Raw genomic sequence first — 16,483 nt, 5'->3', positions numbered from 1 at the left:
ACGACAAAACGCCGGCTTGCGCCGGCGTTCGTCAAGTCGTCGCCGGACGTGCGCTCAGTAGCGCACCTCGCGGCAGATCTCACGTCCGTAATAGCGGCTGTAGTAGCACCGCACCTCGGGCGGGGGCGCAGTCGCCGCGCCCACCATGGCGCCGCCCGCGGCGCCGATGATGCCGCCCGCGACGGCGCCGCCGGCCCGCCCGGTCGCCAGCCCGCCGATCACGGCGCCGGCCGTGGCGCCCATGGCTCCACCGACGAGCGCCCGGTCGCCCTGCGTGCTGCCGCAGCCGGCGAGCGTGAGCGCCACGGCGCTGATCGCTATCCACTTCTTCATGACGATGTCCTCGGAACTGACACGGAGCGGCCCGCCTCGGCGAGCGCCTCTTTATAGCTCCGCTCCAGCTCGGCAACAACGGGTACTTACCTTCGGGCTCAACCGGAGGCGGTTCCCGGCGCAGTCCCGGCGCTCCGGCGGGCGCGAAACGGCCGGCCCGGGAGCGGGGGCGTCAATTCTTGCGATTGTTTAGGGGGTAAGTAGATGTCGATTCACGCCAAGCAAAGCGCGTGAATTCGGTAGATCAAACAACTTGTGCCTTAGGTTGCGCTGAATAGGTGAAAACCCCTGACGTAACGTCGGGGTTGCCAAGAGCCACATCTTGGCCTCATTCTGGCTTACCCTGCGCAGCGTCCTTCTAGGGAGCTAGTGGATGGTTTTTTGGCGAAAGGATCCACCATGATTGCCAGCGCGAAGCTGCCGGCGTTCGGCGCGAGCTTGGCGATGATCGCCGTCACGATGTCTCCCGCCCTGGCCGAGAGCCGGGCTGCGAAGCGCGCGACGGCCAGCCAGGAATCCACCGATGCGGCCGCAAAGCGCGGCGCCGACCAAGAACGCTCCAAGGACGCGGTTGTTCCCGCCAAGCCGTCCGCCGACGCCTCTCCTGTGGCCCCATCCCTCGCCGCCCTGTTCGGCGCCGCCCCGTCCGGGGCCAAGACGGACCAGTCCGAGCTGCGCGCCCGCCGCCTGAAGGCCGGCATCATCGCCAATGGCGAGACGCGCGCCGCCGCCGCCCGCTCCGCCGCCGCCGAGACATCCTCCGCCAAGCCCGCCGTCGTCGCGCTCGCCAAGGCGGAGGCCGTCCCGGCCGCCGCGCAGGCCGTGGCCGACGCCACCGACGCCGGCGCGATCCCGGCCGGTTCTGTGCGGGCGCTCATCGCCCAGCACGCCGCGCGCAACGGCATCCCGCCCGCTCTCGCCGACGCCGTCGTGCGCGTCGAAAGCCGCTACAACGCGGCGGCGCGCAACGGCGTCAATCTCGGCCTCACCCAGATCAGCCTCAGCACGGCCCGCTCGCTCGGCTATTCCGGCGCGGCGGGCGGCCTCCTCAACGCGGACACCAATCTTCAGTACGGAATGCTTTACCTCGCACAAGCGTACCGCCTTTCTGGCGGCGACACCTGCCGGACCATCCTGAAGTATCAGGCCGGACACCGGGCCACCTCCATGACGGGCGCCGCCCGTGCCTATTGCGCCAAGGTCAAGACCACGGTCGCAGCGGCGAACTAACCCCCTCTTTCGCAGATCCGGATCGTCGGCATCCCATCGCCGGGCGCGAACGCGCGTCCGCGGGGTCCACGGTCCGTGACGGTCGACGCCCTCGCCGGGAGCGCCAGAAGCGCGCGCCCGGATGGTCCGCTTGCGCTGCAGGGGACGGGGACGCCGGCCACCCCATGGGCGCCATGACGGCGTCCACCGGCAAGACAGGCCGCAGGCCTCGCCGGTTTTCTTCTCCCATTGGAGCGACTTGAATGAAGAGCACGATCGGGGCGGCGATTCTCGCCGCCTGCGCCATCACGGGCGTTTCGGCCACCCACGCGTCCGCCAGCCTGAACGACACGTCCAGCCCGTTGGCCGTCCTGATGCAGGAGGCGCGCAAGAAGGAAGCCGCCGCGGCCGAGGCGCCGGTCGAGAAGACGCAGGTCCACAAGGGCCGGGAGACGCGCGCCTCGAAGGCCGAGCGCCGCGCCGCCGCGAGGCTCGCCCGCGCCGAACGGGCTCGCGAAGCCCGCGCCGCCAGGGCCGCCGAGAAGGCCTCGCACGCCAGGGCCGTCACGGAGGCCACGAAGGCCGCCGACGACAAGGCCGCGTCCGCCAAGCCGATCGTGGTGGCCTCCGCCTCCGCCACGGACCTGCCGACCGCCTCCGCGGCGGTCGAGGCCGCCGCCCGGGCGAGCGGCAAGGAGCATGACGCCGTTCCCGGCAAGGCGTCGCGCCACGGCAAGGCGCTCGGTTTCGACGCCGAAGCGCGGGGCGGGATCAAGGGCCTGATCGCCAAGCATGCGGCGGCCAACGGCATCCCGTTCGCGCTCGCCGACGCGGTGGTGCGCATCGAGAGCCGCTACAATCCCGGCGCCAGCAATGGCGGCGCGGTCGGCCTCATGCAGATCAAGCCGCAGACGGCCCGCGGGCTCGGCTATTCGGGCGGCGCGGCCGGCCTGAAGAACGCCGAGACGAACCTGACCTACGGGATGAAGTACCTGGCGCAGGCCTACCGCATGTCGGGCGGCAACACCTGCGCGACGGTGATGCGCTACCAGAGCGGCCACTACGCCCAGCGCATCAACGCCGCCAACCGCGCCTATTGCGGCAAGGCGCGGGCCATCATGGCCAGCAACTGAGGCGGCGCGGACAGTGATCCTGGCCGGCGCGTCGCTTGACCGCGCCGGCCCGCTCCGCCATACCGGCGGTGCCAGTCGGCTGGACGGCCGCTCTCCGCAAGGAGGGAGGAAAGTCCGGGCTCCATCGAGACACGGCGCCGGATAACGTCCGGCGGGGGCGACCCCAGGGAAAGCGCCACAGAAAGCAAACCGCCTCGGCTCCGGCCGGGGTCAGGGTGAAAGGGTGCGGTAAGAGCGCACCGCGCGTCTGGCAACAGAAGCGGCATGGCAAGCCCCGCCGGGAGCAAAACCGAATAGGGGCCATGGCGGCGGGAAACCGTCGCGGGGACGTCTCAATCCCTTGTGGCCCGGGTTGGTTGCTCGAGGCGGTCGGTAACGATCGTCCCAGAGGAATGGCCGTCACGTCGCGTCGCGCAAGCGCCGCGGCCCTACAGAACCCGGCTTACAGGCCGACTGGCGTTCATCTTGCCCAAGCCGCCCCGGCGCGGACCTTGCGCCCTCGGGGAGCCGGGCCCATTGTCCCGGCATGACGGCGTTCGCACCACGCCTGCCGATCCCCACGCCGCGCGAGCGCCCGGCGGGACCCGCCGCCTTCCTGCTCGGCATCGCCACCAATCCGCTCAGCCTGTTGACCCGCAGGCACTACGAGGAGCTGTTCGTGCCGATGCGGGGCCTGCTCGGGACCACCGCGGTGGTGAGCGACCCGGCCGCGATCCGCCATATCCTGATCGACAACGCCGCCCATTATCGCAAGGACCCGTTGCAGCTGCGCGTCCTCAAACCGATCTTCGGCGAGGGGATGCTGACGGCGGACGGCGCGGACTGGCGCCGCCAGCGGCGCACCCTGGCCCCGCTCTTCACGCCGCGCCGCACGGCGCTCCACGCCCGCGCCATGCTGGAGGCAGGCCTGGCGTTCCGTGCGACCCTCGACGCCTATCCGGACGGCGCGGCGATCCGCGTCGACCAAGCGATGGCGGAGCTCACGCTGGACGTCCTCAGCCGCACCATCCTGCGGGGCGGGCTCGGGGCGGAGCCCAAGATCGTCACCGCGGCCCTGCGGCGCTACCTCGCCACGGCGGGCCGGGTCGATCCCCTGGACGTCCTCGGCGCCCCGGCGTGGCTGCCTCGGCTGGGCCGGACCTTCGGGCGCGGCGCCGTCCAGACGCTCGGCCGGGTCGTGGACGACCTCGTGGCGGCGCGGCGGGGCGAGCCCGGCGCGCAGGGCCGCGACGACCTGATCGCCGCGCTGCTCGACGCCCGTGACCCCGAGACGGGGCAGGGGCTTACGGAAAGCGAAATCCGAGACAACGTCCTGACCCTGATGGCGGCGGGGCACGAGACCACCGCGAACGCGCTCACCTGGACGCTGCTGCTGCTGGGCGCGCACCCGGGCGTCCGGGCCGCCTGCGAGGCGGAGATCGACGCCGCAGGGCCGCTCGACGACGATCCGGCGGCCGCGCCCGACAGGCTGCCTTTGGTCAAGGCCGTGATCGAGGAGAGCATGCGCCTCTACCCGCCGGCCGCGACGCTGAGCCGGGAGGCCATCGCCCCGGACGTCGTGGCCGGCCATGCGCTTCCGGCGGGCGCGACGGTCTTCATCTCGCCCTGGGTGGTGCACCGGCACAGGCGGCTGTGGGACGAGCCGGACGCATTCCGCCCGGAGCGCTTCCTGGGCCCGGCGCGCGACGCCATTCCCCGGTTCTCCTACCTGCCGTTCGGGGCCGGGCCCCGCATCTGCATCGGGGCGGCCTTCGCCATGCAGGAAGCCGTCATCCTGCTCGCCACGCTGCTGCGCAGCCACCGCTTCGAGATGCAGCCCGGAGAGGATGCGCCCGGACCCGTGCAGCGCGTCACGGTGCGGCCGAAGGGCGGCCTGACCCTGCGGGTCCATCGCCGGCCGGCCTGAGGCTATTTTCCCCGGAACGCCTTCGCGCGCTTGCGGTCCACCATGGATTTCTGCGTTCCCAAAGGGCGCGGCCCGGGCCGCACAACCGCGTCTTCAACCGTTCGTTAACGTTAAGCAACCGTAATGCCGGAGGTGGAATCGGTGCGTCCTCCGGCGACCCGCGTCCATTGACGACCATATGATCCCATGCTATCCCAAATCATCCCGTTCGAGACGTACGGATCCCATCCGACAGACGCTGGCGCGGCGGAGGCCGCCGCTCCCGTGAAGGTCGCTTGCGGCTCCACCGACGGCCGGGGTGCTGACGCCGGTTCAGCGTCTTCGGTCATGTGTGCGGGTCTGGAGTTCGATGGACCGCTTCGTATCCAGCTTCACCAACAAACTGGATGCGAAAGGTCGCGTATCGATCCCGGCGTCTTTCCGGTCCGTTCTGGCGAAGGATGGGTTCGAGGGACTTTACGTGCACCCATCGCTGGAGGCGGACGCGCTGGACGCCGGAGGCAACGGGCTCCTTCGGGAGATCGACAGCCTCATCGAGACGCTGCCGCCGTTCTCGGACGAGCGGGATCATTTCTCGACGGCGCTCTACGGCATCAGCGAAGTGCTCAAGGTCGACCCGGAGGGCCGGGTCGGTCTCACCGAAACGCTCAAGCTCCATGCTGGGATCACGGATGCGGTGACCTTCGTGGGGCTGGGGCACAAATTCCAGATCTGGGAGCCCTCTCGTTTCCAACGTCATCTCGACGAGGCCAGGCGAAAGGTGAGGGATCTCAAGAAGGAACTCAGCGGCGTCCTCAAGAAGGAGCCTGCCGGCGCGTTGCGGCAGGGTCACGACCCCGGAGCACGGGAACGATGACGGGTCGCGGCGGTCGGGTCACCGACGCCGCTGGCGGACCGGCTCGTCATGTTCCCGTGCTGGCGCGGGAAGTTCAGGACACGCTCTCTCCCCAGCCCGGCGGACGCTATCTGGACGGCACCTTCGGGGCCGGGGGCTATACGCGCGCCATCCTGGGCGCCGCGCCGGACCTGCGCGTCCTGGCGCTGGACCGCGACCCCGAGGCGATCGCGGCGGGCCAGGCGCTCGTCGCCGAGATGCAGGGCCGGCTCGTCCTGGAGCAGGCCCGCTTCGGCGATCTCGACGCCGTCGCGGAGCGGCTCGGCTTCACGCCGCTCGACGGCGTGGTGCTGGACATCGGCGTCTCCTCCATGCAGCTCGACGACGCCGAGCGCGGCTTTTCCTTCCGCTTCGACGGCCCGCTCGACATGCGCATGGAGAAGGCGGGCGACAGCGCCGCCGACCTCGTCAACCAAATGGAGGAGGGGCCCCTCGCGGACCTCATCTACCAGTATGGCGAGGAGCGGCGGTCGCGGGCGATCGCCAGGGCCATCCTGGCCGCCCGCAAGGAGCAGCCGATCACGACCACGAAGCGGCTGGCCGACATCGTCTCCTCGGTGGTGCGGCAGAGCCCCGACGGCATTCATCCGGCCACCCGCACCTTCCAGGCCCTGCGCATCGCCGTGAATGACGAGCTGGGCGAGCTGGAGCGGGCGCTCGAGGCCGCGGAGAGGGCGCTGCGCCCCGGCGGGCGGCTCGTCGTCGTCACCTTCCATTCGCTCGAGGACCGCATCGTGAAGCGGTTCCTGACTGAGCGCGCCGGCCGGGAGGCCGCGCCCTCGCGCCACGCCCCGGCCGTGGCGACCCAGGAGCCGACCTTCACGCTCGTCAACCGCCGCCCGTTGACCGCCCAGCACGACGAGCTCGCCGCCAATCCGCGGGCGCGCTCGGCCAAGCTGCGGGCGGCCGAACGCACCTTGGCTCCGGCTCCCGAGGCCGCTCCCCCGGGCGGTCCGAAGAAGAAGGGTCGCTGAATGCGCCGCTTTTTCCATCTCGTCGCGATCGTCGCCCTGATCGGGTCGGCGCTCTACGCGTACCGGATCAAGTACGACACGATCTACCTGTCCGAGCAGGTGACGAAGCTGAAGAACAAGATCTCGCGCGAGCGGGAGGCGATCGCCGTGCTGCGCGCGGAGTGGCAGTTCCTCAACAAGCCCGACCGGCTGCAGACGCTCTCGGACCAGAACACCGATCTGGGCCCCGGCGCGGTGCAGCAGATCGTCCGCTGGTCCGACATCCCGATGCGGCCGGCGCCGGTCGATTCCATCGGCAAGAAGCTGGAGGCGCTGGGCCTCGCGCTGCCGACCAACACGCCCACTCCCGAGCCCGGCAAGACCAGCGCCCGGACCGACACGACCACCACCACGTCCTCCACCCGCAAGAAGCAGCAGTGAGGATCGCATGAGCGACCACCAGGGTTCTCCCGATCCGATGGCCGGCCACGAAGCCGAGTTCGACCCTGCTCCCGGACAAGGCGGGAGCCGTCACGAAGAGGCGGCCGCGCCGCCGGCCGGGCGCGGCCCGCGCGGCGTGCTGGGCGCGGTGCACAACCTGTTCCGCATGCGCCTCGACAAGAGCGGGCACCGCGTCTTCATGGTGGCGGCCGGTTTCACCATCGTCTACGCGGTGATCGCCGGCCGGCTGGTGCAACTGGGGCTGAGGCCCGATCCGCCGACCAGCTACAAGCGCGCCCAGCAGGAGACCGCGGGCGTGCGGCCCGACATCGTCGACCGCAACGGCGAGATCCTGGCCACCGACATCAAGACGGTGTCGGTGTTCGCCGAGCCGCGCCGCATCATCGACAAGGACGAGGCGGTGGAGCTGATCACCGCGGTCCTGCCCGACGTGGACGCCCGCGACCTGCGCGAGAAGCTCGGGTCCAAGAAGGGCTTCGTCTGGGTGAAGCGCGAGATCACCCCCAAGCAGCAGCAGGAGGTCTACCGCCTCGGCCTGCCGGGCGTCGGCTTCCTGCCCGAGAACAAGCGCGTCTATCCCAACGGCCCGGCGGCCGCGCATGTGCTCGGCTTCACTAATCTCGACAACCAGGGCATCGCCGGCATCGAGAAGTGGATCGACGGCCAGGGCATGGCCGATCTCGGCCTCGCGGGGTTCGCCCGGCAGGCCACGGACCTGAAGCCGGTCCAGCTCTCGATCGACCTGCGGGCGCAGCATGCGCTGCGGGACGAGGTGTCCAAGGGGATCGAAAAGTACAAGGCCAAGGCCGGGGCCGGCATGATCCTCGACGTGACGACCGGCGAGATCGTCGCCCTGGCGTCGCTGCCGGACTACGACCCCAACAATCCCGTCGATGCGCTGGAGCCCAATCGCATCAACCGCATGACGGTGGGCGTCTACGAGATGGGCTCGACCTTCAAGGCTCTCACCACCGCGATGGCGCTGGACAGCGGCAAGGTCTCGATCAACTCCAGCTTCGACGCCCGCGGCGCGCTGGCCTATGGGCGCTTCCGCATCCACGACTACCACGGCACCAACCGCGTGCTCACCGTGCCGGAGGTGTTCATTCACTCCTCCAATATCGGCACCGCCCGCATGGCGCTGGCCATCGGCGTGCAGGGCCACAAGGAGTTCCTGAAGAAGATGGGTCAGCTCGACCGCATGCGGACCGAGCTGCCCGAGAGCGCCGAGCCGATCGTGCCGGCCCGCTGGGGCGAGCTGAACACCATGACGATCGCCTTCGGGCACGGCCTCGCGGTCGCGCCCATGCAGGCGGTGGCGGCCGTCGGCGCCCTGGTGAACGGGGGCAATTTCCTGACCCCCACGGTGCTCAAGCGCACCGCCGAGGACGCGGCCAAGCTCGGCCACCGGGTGATCAAGCCGGAAACCAGCGAGGCGCTGCGCTACGTCATGCGGCTCAACGCCGAAAAGGGCTCGGCCGGCAAGGCGGCGGTGCCGGGCTATTTCGTCGGTGGCAAGACCGGCACGGCCGAGAAGGTCATCGGCGGGCGCTACAGCAAGAACCGGCTGTTCACGACCTTCATGGCGATTGCGCCGGCCGACAAGCCGAAATACCTCTTCCTGGTCATCTATGACGAGCCGCAGGGGCTGCCCGAGACCTACGGGTTCGCGACCGCCGCTTGGAATGCGGGCGCAACCACCGGTAAGGTGATCGAACGCGTGGCGCCCATCCTGGGGCTGCCGCCCCGGTTCGACCCGCCTGTCGCTCCGTTCCCGGTCATGGCCCGCATGGGCGCGTGGGGGACGCGCTGATGAGATCGCCCAGATGAGACCGCGCCCATGAGGCTCGCAGAGCTCTTTCCGCACATGCCTGTGCCCGACGGCGAACGCCGGATCGCGGGACTGACGGCGGACAGCCGCAAGGCGGGCCCGGATTTCGCGTTTTTCGCAACCCCCGGCGTCAAGGCGGACGGGCTCTCCTTCGCGGCGCAGGCGGTCGCGAACGGCGCCACAGCGGTGGTCGGCCAGCCGGAGCGTCCGCTCGACCTCGATCCCTCGGTCGCCTATGTGCGCGTGCCGGACGTGCGGCGCGCCCTGTCGCTGGCCGCCTCGCGGGCGCATCCGCGCCAGCCGGGCGTGATCGTGGCCGTGACCGGCACCAGCGGCAAGACCTCGGTCGCCGAGTTCACCCGCCAGATCTTCGCCGCCTGCGGGCACAGGGCCGCCAGCCTCGGCACCATCGGGGTCGTGGCCCCGGGCGGCGCGGTCTACGGCTCGCTGACGACGCCGGATCCCATCACGCTGCATGAGACCCTGGACGGCTTGGCCGGGGACGGGGTGACCCACCTCGCCATGGAGGCGTCCTCGCACGGCCTCGACCAGCGCCGCCTCGACGGCGTCAGGCTGGCGGCCGGCGGCTACACCAATCTCGGACGCGACCATCTCGACTACCATCCCACTCTCGAGGACTACCTCAAGGCCAAGCTCCGGCTTTTCGACACCCTGTTGCCGGCCGACGCCGCCGCCGTGGTCAACGCCGATGGCGAGCACGCCGGCGACGTCATCGCGGCGGCCAAGGCGCGGGGCCTGCGCATCGTCAGCACGGGCCGGCAGGGCAAGACCCTGCGGCTCGCTTCGCTGCAGCGCGAGGGCTTCGGCCAGCACCTCATCGTGGAGGCCGAAGGCCGCCGTTTCGACGTGCACCTGCCGCTCGTGGGCGACTTCCAGGCCTCCAACGCGCTGGTGGCGGCGGGCCTCGCGCTGGCGAGCGGCGAGGAGCTGTCGCGCGTGCTGGCTGCCCTGTCGCGCCTGACGGGCGTGAAAGGCCGGCTGGAGCGGGTCGGCGAGAGCCGCGGCGCGCTGGCCGTGGTCGACTACGCGCACAAGCCGGAGGCGCTGGCGAGCACGCTGGCGGCGCTGCGCCCCTACGCGCCGGGACGCATTCTGTGCGTGTTCGGCTGCGGCGGCGACCGCGACCGCGGCAAGCGCCCCATCATGGGGGCGATCGCGGCCGAGCACGCCGACGTCGTCATCGTCACCGACGACAATCCGCGCAGCGAGGATCCCGCCGTGATCCGGGCCGAAATCCTGGCCGCGGCTCCGGGCGCGCGCGAGATCGGCGACCGCGGCGAGGCGATCCGGACCGCCGTGGCGGAGCTTCGGCCCGGGGATGTTCTGCTCGTGGCCGGCAAGGGCCATGAAACGGGCCAGATCATAGGCGACCGGGTTCTTCCCTTTTCTGATCACGACGCGGTCGCAGCCGCGCTGGCCGAGGCTCGACCGTGACCGCACCCTCCCATCCCGCCGCCGCCGCCCTCTGGCTGGCGGCCGATCTCGCCGCCGCCATGGAGGCGCGCCCCGTCGGAGAGCCGCCGGCGGCGGTGACCGGCGTTTCGATCGACACCCGCACGCTGCAGCCGGGCGAGCTGTTCTTCGCCATCAAGGGCGACGCCCGCGACGGGCACGACTTCGTCGCCGCGGCGCTGGAGAAAGGCGCAGGCGCGGCCGTCGTCGCCGAGGACCGTGCAGCCGGGTTCGCCGGCGCCGGCGCGCTCTTCGCCGTGCCGGACGTGCTGGCCGCGATGCAGCGGCTCGGGCTCGCCGCGCGCGCCCGGACCGACGCGCGCATAGCGGCGGTGACGGGCTCGGTCGGCAAGACCGGCACCAAGGAGGCGCTGCGCACCGTGCTGGCCACGCAGGGCGCGACGCACGCCTCCGCGGCGTCCTACAACAACCATTGGGGCGTGCCGCTGACGCTGGCGCGCATGCCGCAGGCCACCCGCTACGGCGTGTTCGAGATCGGGATGAACCACGCCGGCGAGATTGAGCCGCTGGTCGCGATGGTGCGGCCGCATGTGGCGCTGATCACGACGGTGGAGCCCGTCCACCTGGAGAATCTGGGATCGATCGAGGCGATCGCCGACGCCAAGGCGGAGATCTTCACCGGTCTGGGGGCCGGCGGGACGGCCGTGATCAACCGCGACAACCCCCATTACGAGCGGCTGCGGCGCCACGCCGAGGCTTCGCCGGCCGGCCGGATCGTCAGCTTCGGCGAGCATCCGGACGCCGACGTGCGGCTGACCCGGGCGATCCTGAAGCCCGACATGACGATCGTGGAGGCGACCCTGTTCGGCGAGCCGGTGACCTACCGGATCGGCAGCCCGGGCAAGCATGCGGCGATGAACAGCCTTGGCGTCCTCGGCGTCGTCGAGGCGCTCGGCGGCGACCTGGCGCTGGCCGCCATCGCGATGGCGGACGTCACGCCCCCGTCCGGACGCGGCGAACAGATCCGGCTGCCGGCGCCGGGGGGCGACATCGCCCTCTATGACGAGAGCTACAACGCCAACCCGGCCTCGGTGCGCGCCGCGCTCGGCGTCCTCGGCCAGGCCCCGGTGGGACTGCGCGGGCGCCGCATCGCCGTGCTGGGAGACATGCTGGAGCTCGGCCCCGAGGCGCCTGAGCTGCATGCGGGGCTCGCCTCGGCGGTGGAGGAGAACGGGGTCGACCTCGTGTTCGCGGCGGGTCCGTTGATGAAGCATCTCTGGCAGGCTCTGCCGATGGAGAAGCGGGGGGCCTATGCGGCCAACTCCGCCGAACTCGCGCCCCTCGTGGCCGGGGCGCTGCGCGCCGGCGACGTCGTCACCGTCAAGGGCTCCAACGGGAGCCGCACCGGCCTCGTCGTGGCCGCCCTCAAGTCGCGCTTCGCGACCAACGCCGCCTGAGGCCGCGACCCATGCTCACCTGGCTCTCCGAATACTCCGCTTCGCTCAGCATCCTGAACGTGTTCCGCTACATCACGGTGCGGACCGGCGGGGCGACCGCGACGGCGCTGTTCTTCGTGTTCTTCTTCGGTCCGCGGATCATCAACGGACTGCGCCTGAAGCAGGGCAAGGGCCAGCCGATCCGCACCGACGGGCCGCAGAGCCATCTCGCCAAGAAGGGCACGCCCACCATGGGCGGGCTGATGATCCTGTCGGGCTTCCTGTTCTCGACCCTGGTCTGGGGCAACCTGGCCAACCCCTATGTCTGGGTCGTGCTGCTGGTGACGCTCGGCTTCGGGGCGATCGGCTTTTATGACGACTACCTCAAGGTGACGAAGCAGAGCCATGCCGGCTTCGGCGGCCGCTCGCGCCTCGCCATCGAGTTCGTGATCGCTGGCGCGGCCTGCGTGGTGATCGCCTATCTGATCCCCAAGATGCCCGGCTATGGGGCCGTGCGGCTGGCCAGCGCGCTGGCGGTGCCGTTCTTCAAGGACGTGCTGCTCAATCTGGGCGTGTTCTTCATCGCCTTCGGGGCGCTGGTGATCGTCGCCGCCGGCAACGCCGTGAACCTGACGGACGGTCTCGACGGCCTCGCCATCGTGCCGGTGATGATCGCGTCGGCCACCTTCGGGTTCATCGCCTACCTGTCCGGCAACGCGATCTACTCCAACTATCTCCAGATCCATTTCGTGCCCGGCACCGGCGAACTCGCGGTGCTGTGCGGGGCCATGATCGGGGCCGGGATCGGCTTCCTGTGGTTCAACGCTCCGCCGGCGCAGATCTTCATGGGCGACACCGGGTCGCTGGCGCTGGGCGGCATGCTCGGCACCGTGGCGGTCGCCACCAAGCACGAGATCGTGCTCGCCATCGTGGGCGGCCTCTTCGTGCTGGAGGCGCTGTCGGTGATCATCCAGGTCGCCTCCTTCAAGCTGACCGGCAAGCGGGTGTTCCGCATGGCCCCCATCCACCACCACTTCGAGCAGCTCGGCTGGTCCGAGCCGCAGGTCGTGGTGCGGTTCTGGATCATCGCTATCGTTCTGGCGCTGGTCGGCCTGTCGACGCTGAAGCTGCGGTGAGCGGGATGGCGCGGCCTTCTAGGAGCTCCCCTGAGGGGATGATCGGGCTCAACCGGGAGCCTTGCGCATGACCCCGGTCGCCTCTTTCCGCGGGCGCTCCGTCGCTCTGTTCGGGCTTGGCGGGTCGGGCCTCGCCACCGCGCAGGCGCTTGCGGCGGGCGGCGCCCACGTGGCCGCGTGGGACGACAAGCCGACGTCGCGCGGCAAGGCGTTGGAGGCCGGCGTGCCGGTCGTCGACCTCACGGAGGCCGACTGGTCGGGCTTCTCGGCCCTGGTCCTGTCGCCCGGCGTGCCGCTGACCCATCCGGTCCCGCATTGGACCGTCGAGAAGGCGAGGGCGGCCGGGGTCGAGATCATCGGCGATGTCGAGCTGTTCTGCCGCGAGCGGGCGGCCACGGCCCCGGACGCGCCCTTTATCGCCATCACGGGCACCAACGGCAAATCGACCACGACGGCGCTGATTTCCCATCTGGTGCGCGAGGCCGGGCTGGACTGCCAGATGGGCGGGAACATCGGCACGGCGGTGCTCTCGCTTGCGCCGCCCGCGGCCGGGCGCGTGCATGTGGTGGAGTGCTCGTCCTTCCAGATCGACCTGGCGCCCTCGCTGGCGCCCACCGTGGGGGTGCTGCTCAACATCACGCCCGACCATCTGGACCGCCACGGGACCATGGAGAACTACGCCGCCATCAAGGAGCGGCTGGTCGCCGGCGCGGAGGTGGCGGTGGTCGGCGTCGACGACGACTGGTGCCGCGCCATCGAGGCCCGCCTGCGCGGCGCCGGCCGACGCGTGATCCCGATCTCGGTCGAGCGCGTGCTGGAGGAAGGGATCAGCGCCGAGGACCACGTCATCGCGCGCCGCCTCGCCGGCAAGCGCATCGTGCTGGCCGACCTCGCCGGGATCGGCTCGCTGCGCGGCGCACACAACGCCCAGAACGCGGCCGCCGCGATCGCCGCGCTCGAGACGATCGGCGTCGACGAGAAGGTCATCCGCAAGGGCCTGGCGAGCTTCCCCGGGCTGGCCCATCGCATGGAGCAGGTCCGCCGGATCGGGCGGACGCTGTTCGTCAACGACAGCAAGGCGACGAATGCGGACGCGGCCGAGAAGGCCCTCGCGGCCTTCCCGTCGGACATCCACTGGATCATCGGCGGCGTTCCCAAGGAGGGCGGCATCGCCCCGCTGGCTCCGCTCTTCGGCCGGGTCGCCAAGGCCTACCTGATCGGCGAGGCGAGCGACGACTTCGCCGCCACGCTGGAGGGCCGCACGGCTTTTACGCGCTGCGGCGCGCTGGAGGCGGCCGTGGCGGCGGCGGCGGCGGACGCCGCGGCCTCGGACGCTGCGGAGCCGGTCGTGCTGCTCTCTCCCGCCTGCGCCTCCTACGACCAGTACCCGAATTTCGAGGTCCGCGGGACGCATTTCCGCGACCTCGTGCTCGCTCTGCCCGACACGCCGTCGACCGACGCCTCCCCGCCCGGAAAGGCCTGACCCATGCCGTCACGTCTGGAACGCTCGCCCTTCGCTCATTGGTGGTGGACCGTCGACCGCATGCTGCTGTTCAGCCTGATGGTGCTGATGGTGCTCGGGATCGTGCTGTGCATGGCGGGCAGCCCGCCGGTGGCCGAGCGCCTGGGCCTGCCCACCTTCCACTTCGTCACCCGGCAGATCGCCTATCTGGCCCCGGCCTTCGGCATCATGCTGGTGGTGAGCTTCTTCAGCCCCCGCCACGTTAGGCGGGCGGCTCTGGCGCTCTACCTGGTCGCCATGGGGCTGGTGGTCTGCACGCTGCTGTTCGGCGCGGAGGTCAAGGGCGCCCGGCGCTGGATCTCCTTCGCGGGCATCGCCATCCAGCCCTCGGAGTTCGTCAAGCCCGCCTTCGTGATCCTCGCCGCCTGGGCCTTCTCGGAAGGCGGCCGCCGGCGCGACGTACCCGGAAACGTGGTCGGCTTCGCCCTTCTGGCCGGCACCATCGTGCCGCTCGTCCTGCAGCCGGACATCGGCCAGACCATGCTGATCACGCTGGTGTGGTGCGGCCTCGTCTTCCTGTCGGGCCTGCACCTGTTCTGGGTGGCGGGGCTGGGCGGCGTCAGCATGCTGGGCCTCTTCGTGGCCTATCACCTGCTGCCGCACGTGGCGGCGCGCATCAACCGCTTCCTCGATCCCGCCTCGGGCGACACCTTCCAGGTGGACAACGCCATCGACAGCTTCGTGCAAGGCGGCTGGCTCGGGAAAGGGCCGGGAGAGGGCACCGTCAAGCGCATCCTGCCGGACAGCCACACGGACTTCATCTTCGCGGTGACGGCCGAGGAGTTCGGGATCTTCGTCTGCATCGGGCTCCTGACGATCTTCGCGCTGGTGGTGCTGCGCGGCCTGGTGCTGTCGCGCCGCAACGAGGAGCCGTTCTGCCGGCTGGCGGCGGCCGGGCTGGTGATGCTGTTCGGGCTGCAGTCGGTCATCAACATGGCGGTGAACGTGCACCTGATGCCCGCCAAGGGCATGACGCTGCCCTTCATCAGCTATGGCGGCTCGTCGCTGATCTCGCTGGCGCTCGCGATGGGGTTCCTGCTGTCGGTCACGCGCCGGCGCCCGCGCTCGGAGTACTATGACCGCATCGTCCCGGCGCGGCGGGACGAGGAGGCCTACGCCTGATGGCGAAGGGCCTGATCCTGCTCGCGGCCGGGGGAACCGGCGGCCACCTGTTCCCGGCGGAGGCGCTGGCCAACGCGCTCGCCGCGCGGGGCCTGACGGTGCACCTCGCCACGGACGAGCGCGCGACGAAATACGGCAAGGCCTTTCCGGCCGAGGAGACTCACGAGATCCCGTCGGCGACGCCCAGCGGAGGCTCTCCGGGGCGGATGTTGGCGGCCGGCGCCCGGCTGGCGCAAGGCCTGATGGCGTCCTGGAGCCTGATCGGCCGGCTGCGTCCATCGGCGGTGGTGGGCTTTGGCGGATACCCGACCGTACCGCCGGTGCTGGCTGCGGCGTTGCGCGGGACGCCCGCCATCATCCACGAGCAGAACGGGGTGCTTGGCCGCGCCAACCGGCTGCTGGCGCCCCGCGCCAGGCTGATCGCGACAGGCTTCCCCGAGGTCCGGGGCGTCTCCGGCGCCTTGAAGGCCAAGCAGCGCGTGACCGGGAACCCGGTGCGCCAGCCCGTCCTGGACGCCGCCGCGACGCCATTCGAGCCGCTCTCTCCGGACGGAACGCTGCGGCTGGTCGTGTTCGGCGGAAGCCAGGGCGCCCGCATCATGAGCGACATCGTCCCGCCCGCGCTGGAAAGGCTCTCTGCGGCGGATCGGGGGCGGCTCGCCGTGGTCCAGCAGGCGCGCGACGAGGATCTCACGCGCGTGCGCGACGTCTATGTGCGGCTGGGGATCGCCGCCGAGGTCTCGCCCTTCTTCGGCGACATGCCGGCCCGGATCGCCCAGGCTCATCTGGTGGTCGCGCGCTCGGGCGCGTCGACGGTCGCAGAACTCGCCGTGATCGGGCGTCCGTCCATCCTGGTGCCGCTGGCCCAGTCGCTCGACGGCGACCAGGCCGCCAACGCGGTGACGCTCGCGGCCATCGGGGCGGCGACGGTGATTCCGCAGCCGGACTTCACGCCCGAGCGCCTCGCCGGCGAGATCGCCGCGCGTCTGCGCGACCCGTCGGGTTTGACCCGGGCCGCCGAAGCGGCCAAAAGCGCCGGCGTCCCGGATGCGGCCGAGCGCCTCGCCGACCTTGTGGTCGAGATCGCCGCAGCCGGTCGGACCCGCTGACA

At 70.9% G+C, this 16,483-nt stretch carries 14 protein-coding genes and 1 other RNA gene; 14 read left to right on the top strand and 1 reads right to left on the bottom strand.

The annotated features are described in order from the left end of the window. Nucleotides 1-54: 54 nt before the first annotated feature. Nucleotides 55-333 (bottom strand): hypothetical protein, encoded by a 279-nt coding sequence (locus tag ABEG18_RS17485; protein WP_406854325.1) that lies wholly within the window; start codon nt 331-333, stop codon nt 55-57. Between the two features lie 399 nt (nt 334-732). Here ABEG18_RS17485 and ABEG18_RS17480 point away from each other — a divergent pair, with 399 nt between their 5' ends. The 14 genes from ABEG18_RS17480 (at nt 733) to murG (ending at nt 16,481) form a co-directional block, all read left to right on the top strand. Then, nucleotides 733-1,563 carry a transglycosylase SLT domain-containing protein gene (locus ABEG18_RS17480; protein WP_406854324.1) on the top strand — a complete coding sequence of 277 codons (831 nt, stop codon included), beginning with the start codon at nt 733-735 and terminating at the stop codon, nt 1,561-1,563. A 242-nt stretch (nt 1,564-1,805) separates the two neighbouring features. Beyond that, a complete protein-coding gene (locus ABEG18_RS17475; protein ID WP_406854323.1) occupies nt 1,806-2,675 on the top strand; it encodes a lytic transglycosylase domain-containing protein in 870 nt (289 codons plus the stop codon). 71 nt (nt 2,676-2,746) lie between these two features. After that, an RNA gene (gene rnpB, locus ABEG18_RS17470) (RNase P RNA component class A) lies at nt 2,747-3,136 on the top strand. A gap of 65 nt (nt 3,137-3,201) precedes the next feature. After that, complete coding sequence (locus ABEG18_RS17465; protein ID WP_406854322.1) at nt 3,202-4,581, top strand: cytochrome P450; 1,380 nt, start codon at nt 3,202-3,204, stop codon at nt 4,579-4,581. 349 nt (nt 4,582-4,930) lie between these two features. Then, the gene (gene mraZ, locus ABEG18_RS17460; protein ID WP_406854321.1) at nt 4,931-5,437 is read left to right on the top strand and encodes a division/cell wall cluster transcriptional repressor MraZ; all 507 of its coding nucleotides are present in this window, start codon (nt 4,931-4,933) and stop codon (nt 5,435-5,437) included. Further along, nucleotides 5,434-6,450: a 16S rRNA (cytosine(1402)-N(4))-methyltransferase RsmH gene (rsmH, locus tag ABEG18_RS17455; RefSeq protein ID WP_406854320.1), complete on the top strand. Its 1,017-nt coding sequence runs from the start codon at nt 5,434-5,436 to the stop codon at nt 6,448-6,450. Before mraZ ends, rsmH begins: the two co-directional genes overlap by 4 nt. Continuing rightward, the gene (locus ABEG18_RS17450) at nt 6,451-6,870 is read left to right on the top strand and encodes a hypothetical protein (RefSeq protein ID WP_406854319.1); all 420 of its coding nucleotides are present in this window, start codon (nt 6,451-6,453) and stop codon (nt 6,868-6,870) included. A gap of 7 nt (nt 6,871-6,877) precedes the next feature. Then, nucleotides 6,878-8,704 (top strand): peptidoglycan D,D-transpeptidase FtsI family protein, encoded by a 1,827-nt coding sequence (locus ABEG18_RS17445; protein ID WP_406854318.1) that lies wholly within the window; start codon nt 6,878-6,880, stop codon nt 8,702-8,704. A gap of 27 nt (nt 8,705-8,731) precedes the next feature. Then, a complete protein-coding gene (locus ABEG18_RS17440) occupies nt 8,732-10,177 on the top strand; it encodes a UDP-N-acetylmuramoyl-L-alanyl-D-glutamate--2,6-diaminopimelate ligase (protein WP_406854317.1) in 1,446 nt (481 codons plus the stop codon). 59 nt (nt 10,178-10,236) lie between these two features. Then, the gene (locus ABEG18_RS17435) at nt 10,237-11,613 is read left to right on the top strand and encodes a UDP-N-acetylmuramoylalanyl-D-glutamyl-2,6-diaminopimelate--D-alanyl-D-alanine ligase (RefSeq protein WP_406858634.1); all 1,377 of its coding nucleotides are present in this window, start codon (nt 10,237-10,239) and stop codon (nt 11,611-11,613) included. Between the two features lie 11 nt (nt 11,614-11,624). Beyond that, nucleotides 11,625-12,728 (top strand): phospho-N-acetylmuramoyl-pentapeptide-transferase, encoded by a 1,104-nt coding sequence (gene mraY / locus ABEG18_RS17430; RefSeq protein WP_406854316.1) that lies wholly within the window; start codon nt 11,625-11,627, stop codon nt 12,726-12,728. Nucleotides 12,729-12,795: 67 nt separating this feature from the next. After that, the gene (murD, locus tag ABEG18_RS17425; RefSeq protein ID WP_406854315.1) at nt 12,796-14,211 is read left to right on the top strand and encodes a UDP-N-acetylmuramoyl-L-alanine--D-glutamate ligase; all 1,416 of its coding nucleotides are present in this window, start codon (nt 12,796-12,798) and stop codon (nt 14,209-14,211) included. Between the two features lie 3 nt (nt 14,212-14,214). Continuing rightward, entirely contained in the window at nt 14,215-15,372 is a 1,158-nt protein-coding gene (gene ftsW / locus ABEG18_RS17420) for a putative lipid II flippase FtsW (RefSeq protein ID WP_406854314.1), read from the top strand. After that, nucleotides 15,372-16,481, top strand: coding sequence for an undecaprenyldiphospho-muramoylpentapeptide beta-N-acetylglucosaminyltransferase (murG, locus tag ABEG18_RS17415; RefSeq protein WP_406854313.1), 1,110 nt, complete (start codon nt 15,372-15,374; stop codon nt 16,479-16,481). The genes ftsW and murG overlap by 1 nt, the downstream gene beginning before the upstream one ends. Nucleotides 16,482-16,483 lie beyond the last annotated feature (2 nt).

The sequence above is a fragment of the Alsobacter sp. KACC 23698 genome, from assembly GCF_045348435.1.
In the GTDB taxonomy this organism is placed as follows: domain Bacteria; phylum Pseudomonadota; class Alphaproteobacteria; order Rhizobiales; family Beijerinckiaceae; genus Alsobacter.
This window is presented reverse-complemented; position numbering and strand designations above follow the sequence as displayed.

What these genes read in the sequence shown, in the direction of transcription:
- ABEG18_RS17485 (WP_406854325.1), bottom strand. Translation starts at nt 333, where the DNA reads ATGAAGAAGTGGATAGCGATCAGCGCCGTGGCGCTCACGCTCGCCGGC.
- ABEG18_RS17480 (WP_406854324.1), top strand. Translation starts at nt 733, where the DNA reads ATGATTGCCAGCGCGAAGCTGCCGGCGTTCGGCGCGAGCTTGGCGATG.
- ABEG18_RS17475 (WP_406854323.1), top strand. Translation starts at nt 1,806, where the DNA reads ATGAAGAGCACGATCGGGGCGGCGATTCTCGCCGCCTGCGCCATCACG.
- ABEG18_RS17465 (WP_406854322.1), top strand. Translation starts at nt 3,202, where the DNA reads ATGACGGCGTTCGCACCACGCCTGCCGATCCCCACGCCGCGCGAGCGC.
- mraZ (WP_406854321.1), top strand. Translation starts at nt 4,931, where the DNA reads ATGGACCGCTTCGTATCCAGCTTCACCAACAAACTGGATGCGAAAGGT.
- rsmH (WP_406854320.1), top strand. Translation starts at nt 5,434, where the DNA reads ATGACGGGTCGCGGCGGTCGGGTCACCGACGCCGCTGGCGGACCGGCT.
- ABEG18_RS17450 (WP_406854319.1), top strand. Translation starts at nt 6,451, where the DNA reads ATGCGCCGCTTTTTCCATCTCGTCGCGATCGTCGCCCTGATCGGGTCG.
- ABEG18_RS17445 (WP_406854318.1), top strand. Translation starts at nt 6,878, where the DNA reads ATGAGCGACCACCAGGGTTCTCCCGATCCGATGGCCGGCCACGAAGCC.
- ABEG18_RS17440 (WP_406854317.1), top strand. Translation starts at nt 8,732, where the DNA reads ATGAGGCTCGCAGAGCTCTTTCCGCACATGCCTGTGCCCGACGGCGAA.
- ABEG18_RS17435 (WP_406858634.1), top strand. Translation starts at nt 10,237, where the DNA reads ATGGAGGCGCGCCCCGTCGGAGAGCCGCCGGCGGCGGTGACCGGCGTT.
- mraY (WP_406854316.1), top strand. Translation starts at nt 11,625, where the DNA reads ATGCTCACCTGGCTCTCCGAATACTCCGCTTCGCTCAGCATCCTGAAC.
- murD (WP_406854315.1), top strand. Translation starts at nt 12,796, where the DNA reads ATGACCCCGGTCGCCTCTTTCCGCGGGCGCTCCGTCGCTCTGTTCGGG.
- ftsW (WP_406854314.1), top strand. Translation starts at nt 14,215, where the DNA reads ATGCCGTCACGTCTGGAACGCTCGCCCTTCGCTCATTGGTGGTGGACC.
- murG (WP_406854313.1), top strand. Translation starts at nt 15,372, where the DNA reads ATGGCGAAGGGCCTGATCCTGCTCGCGGCCGGGGGAACCGGCGGCCAC.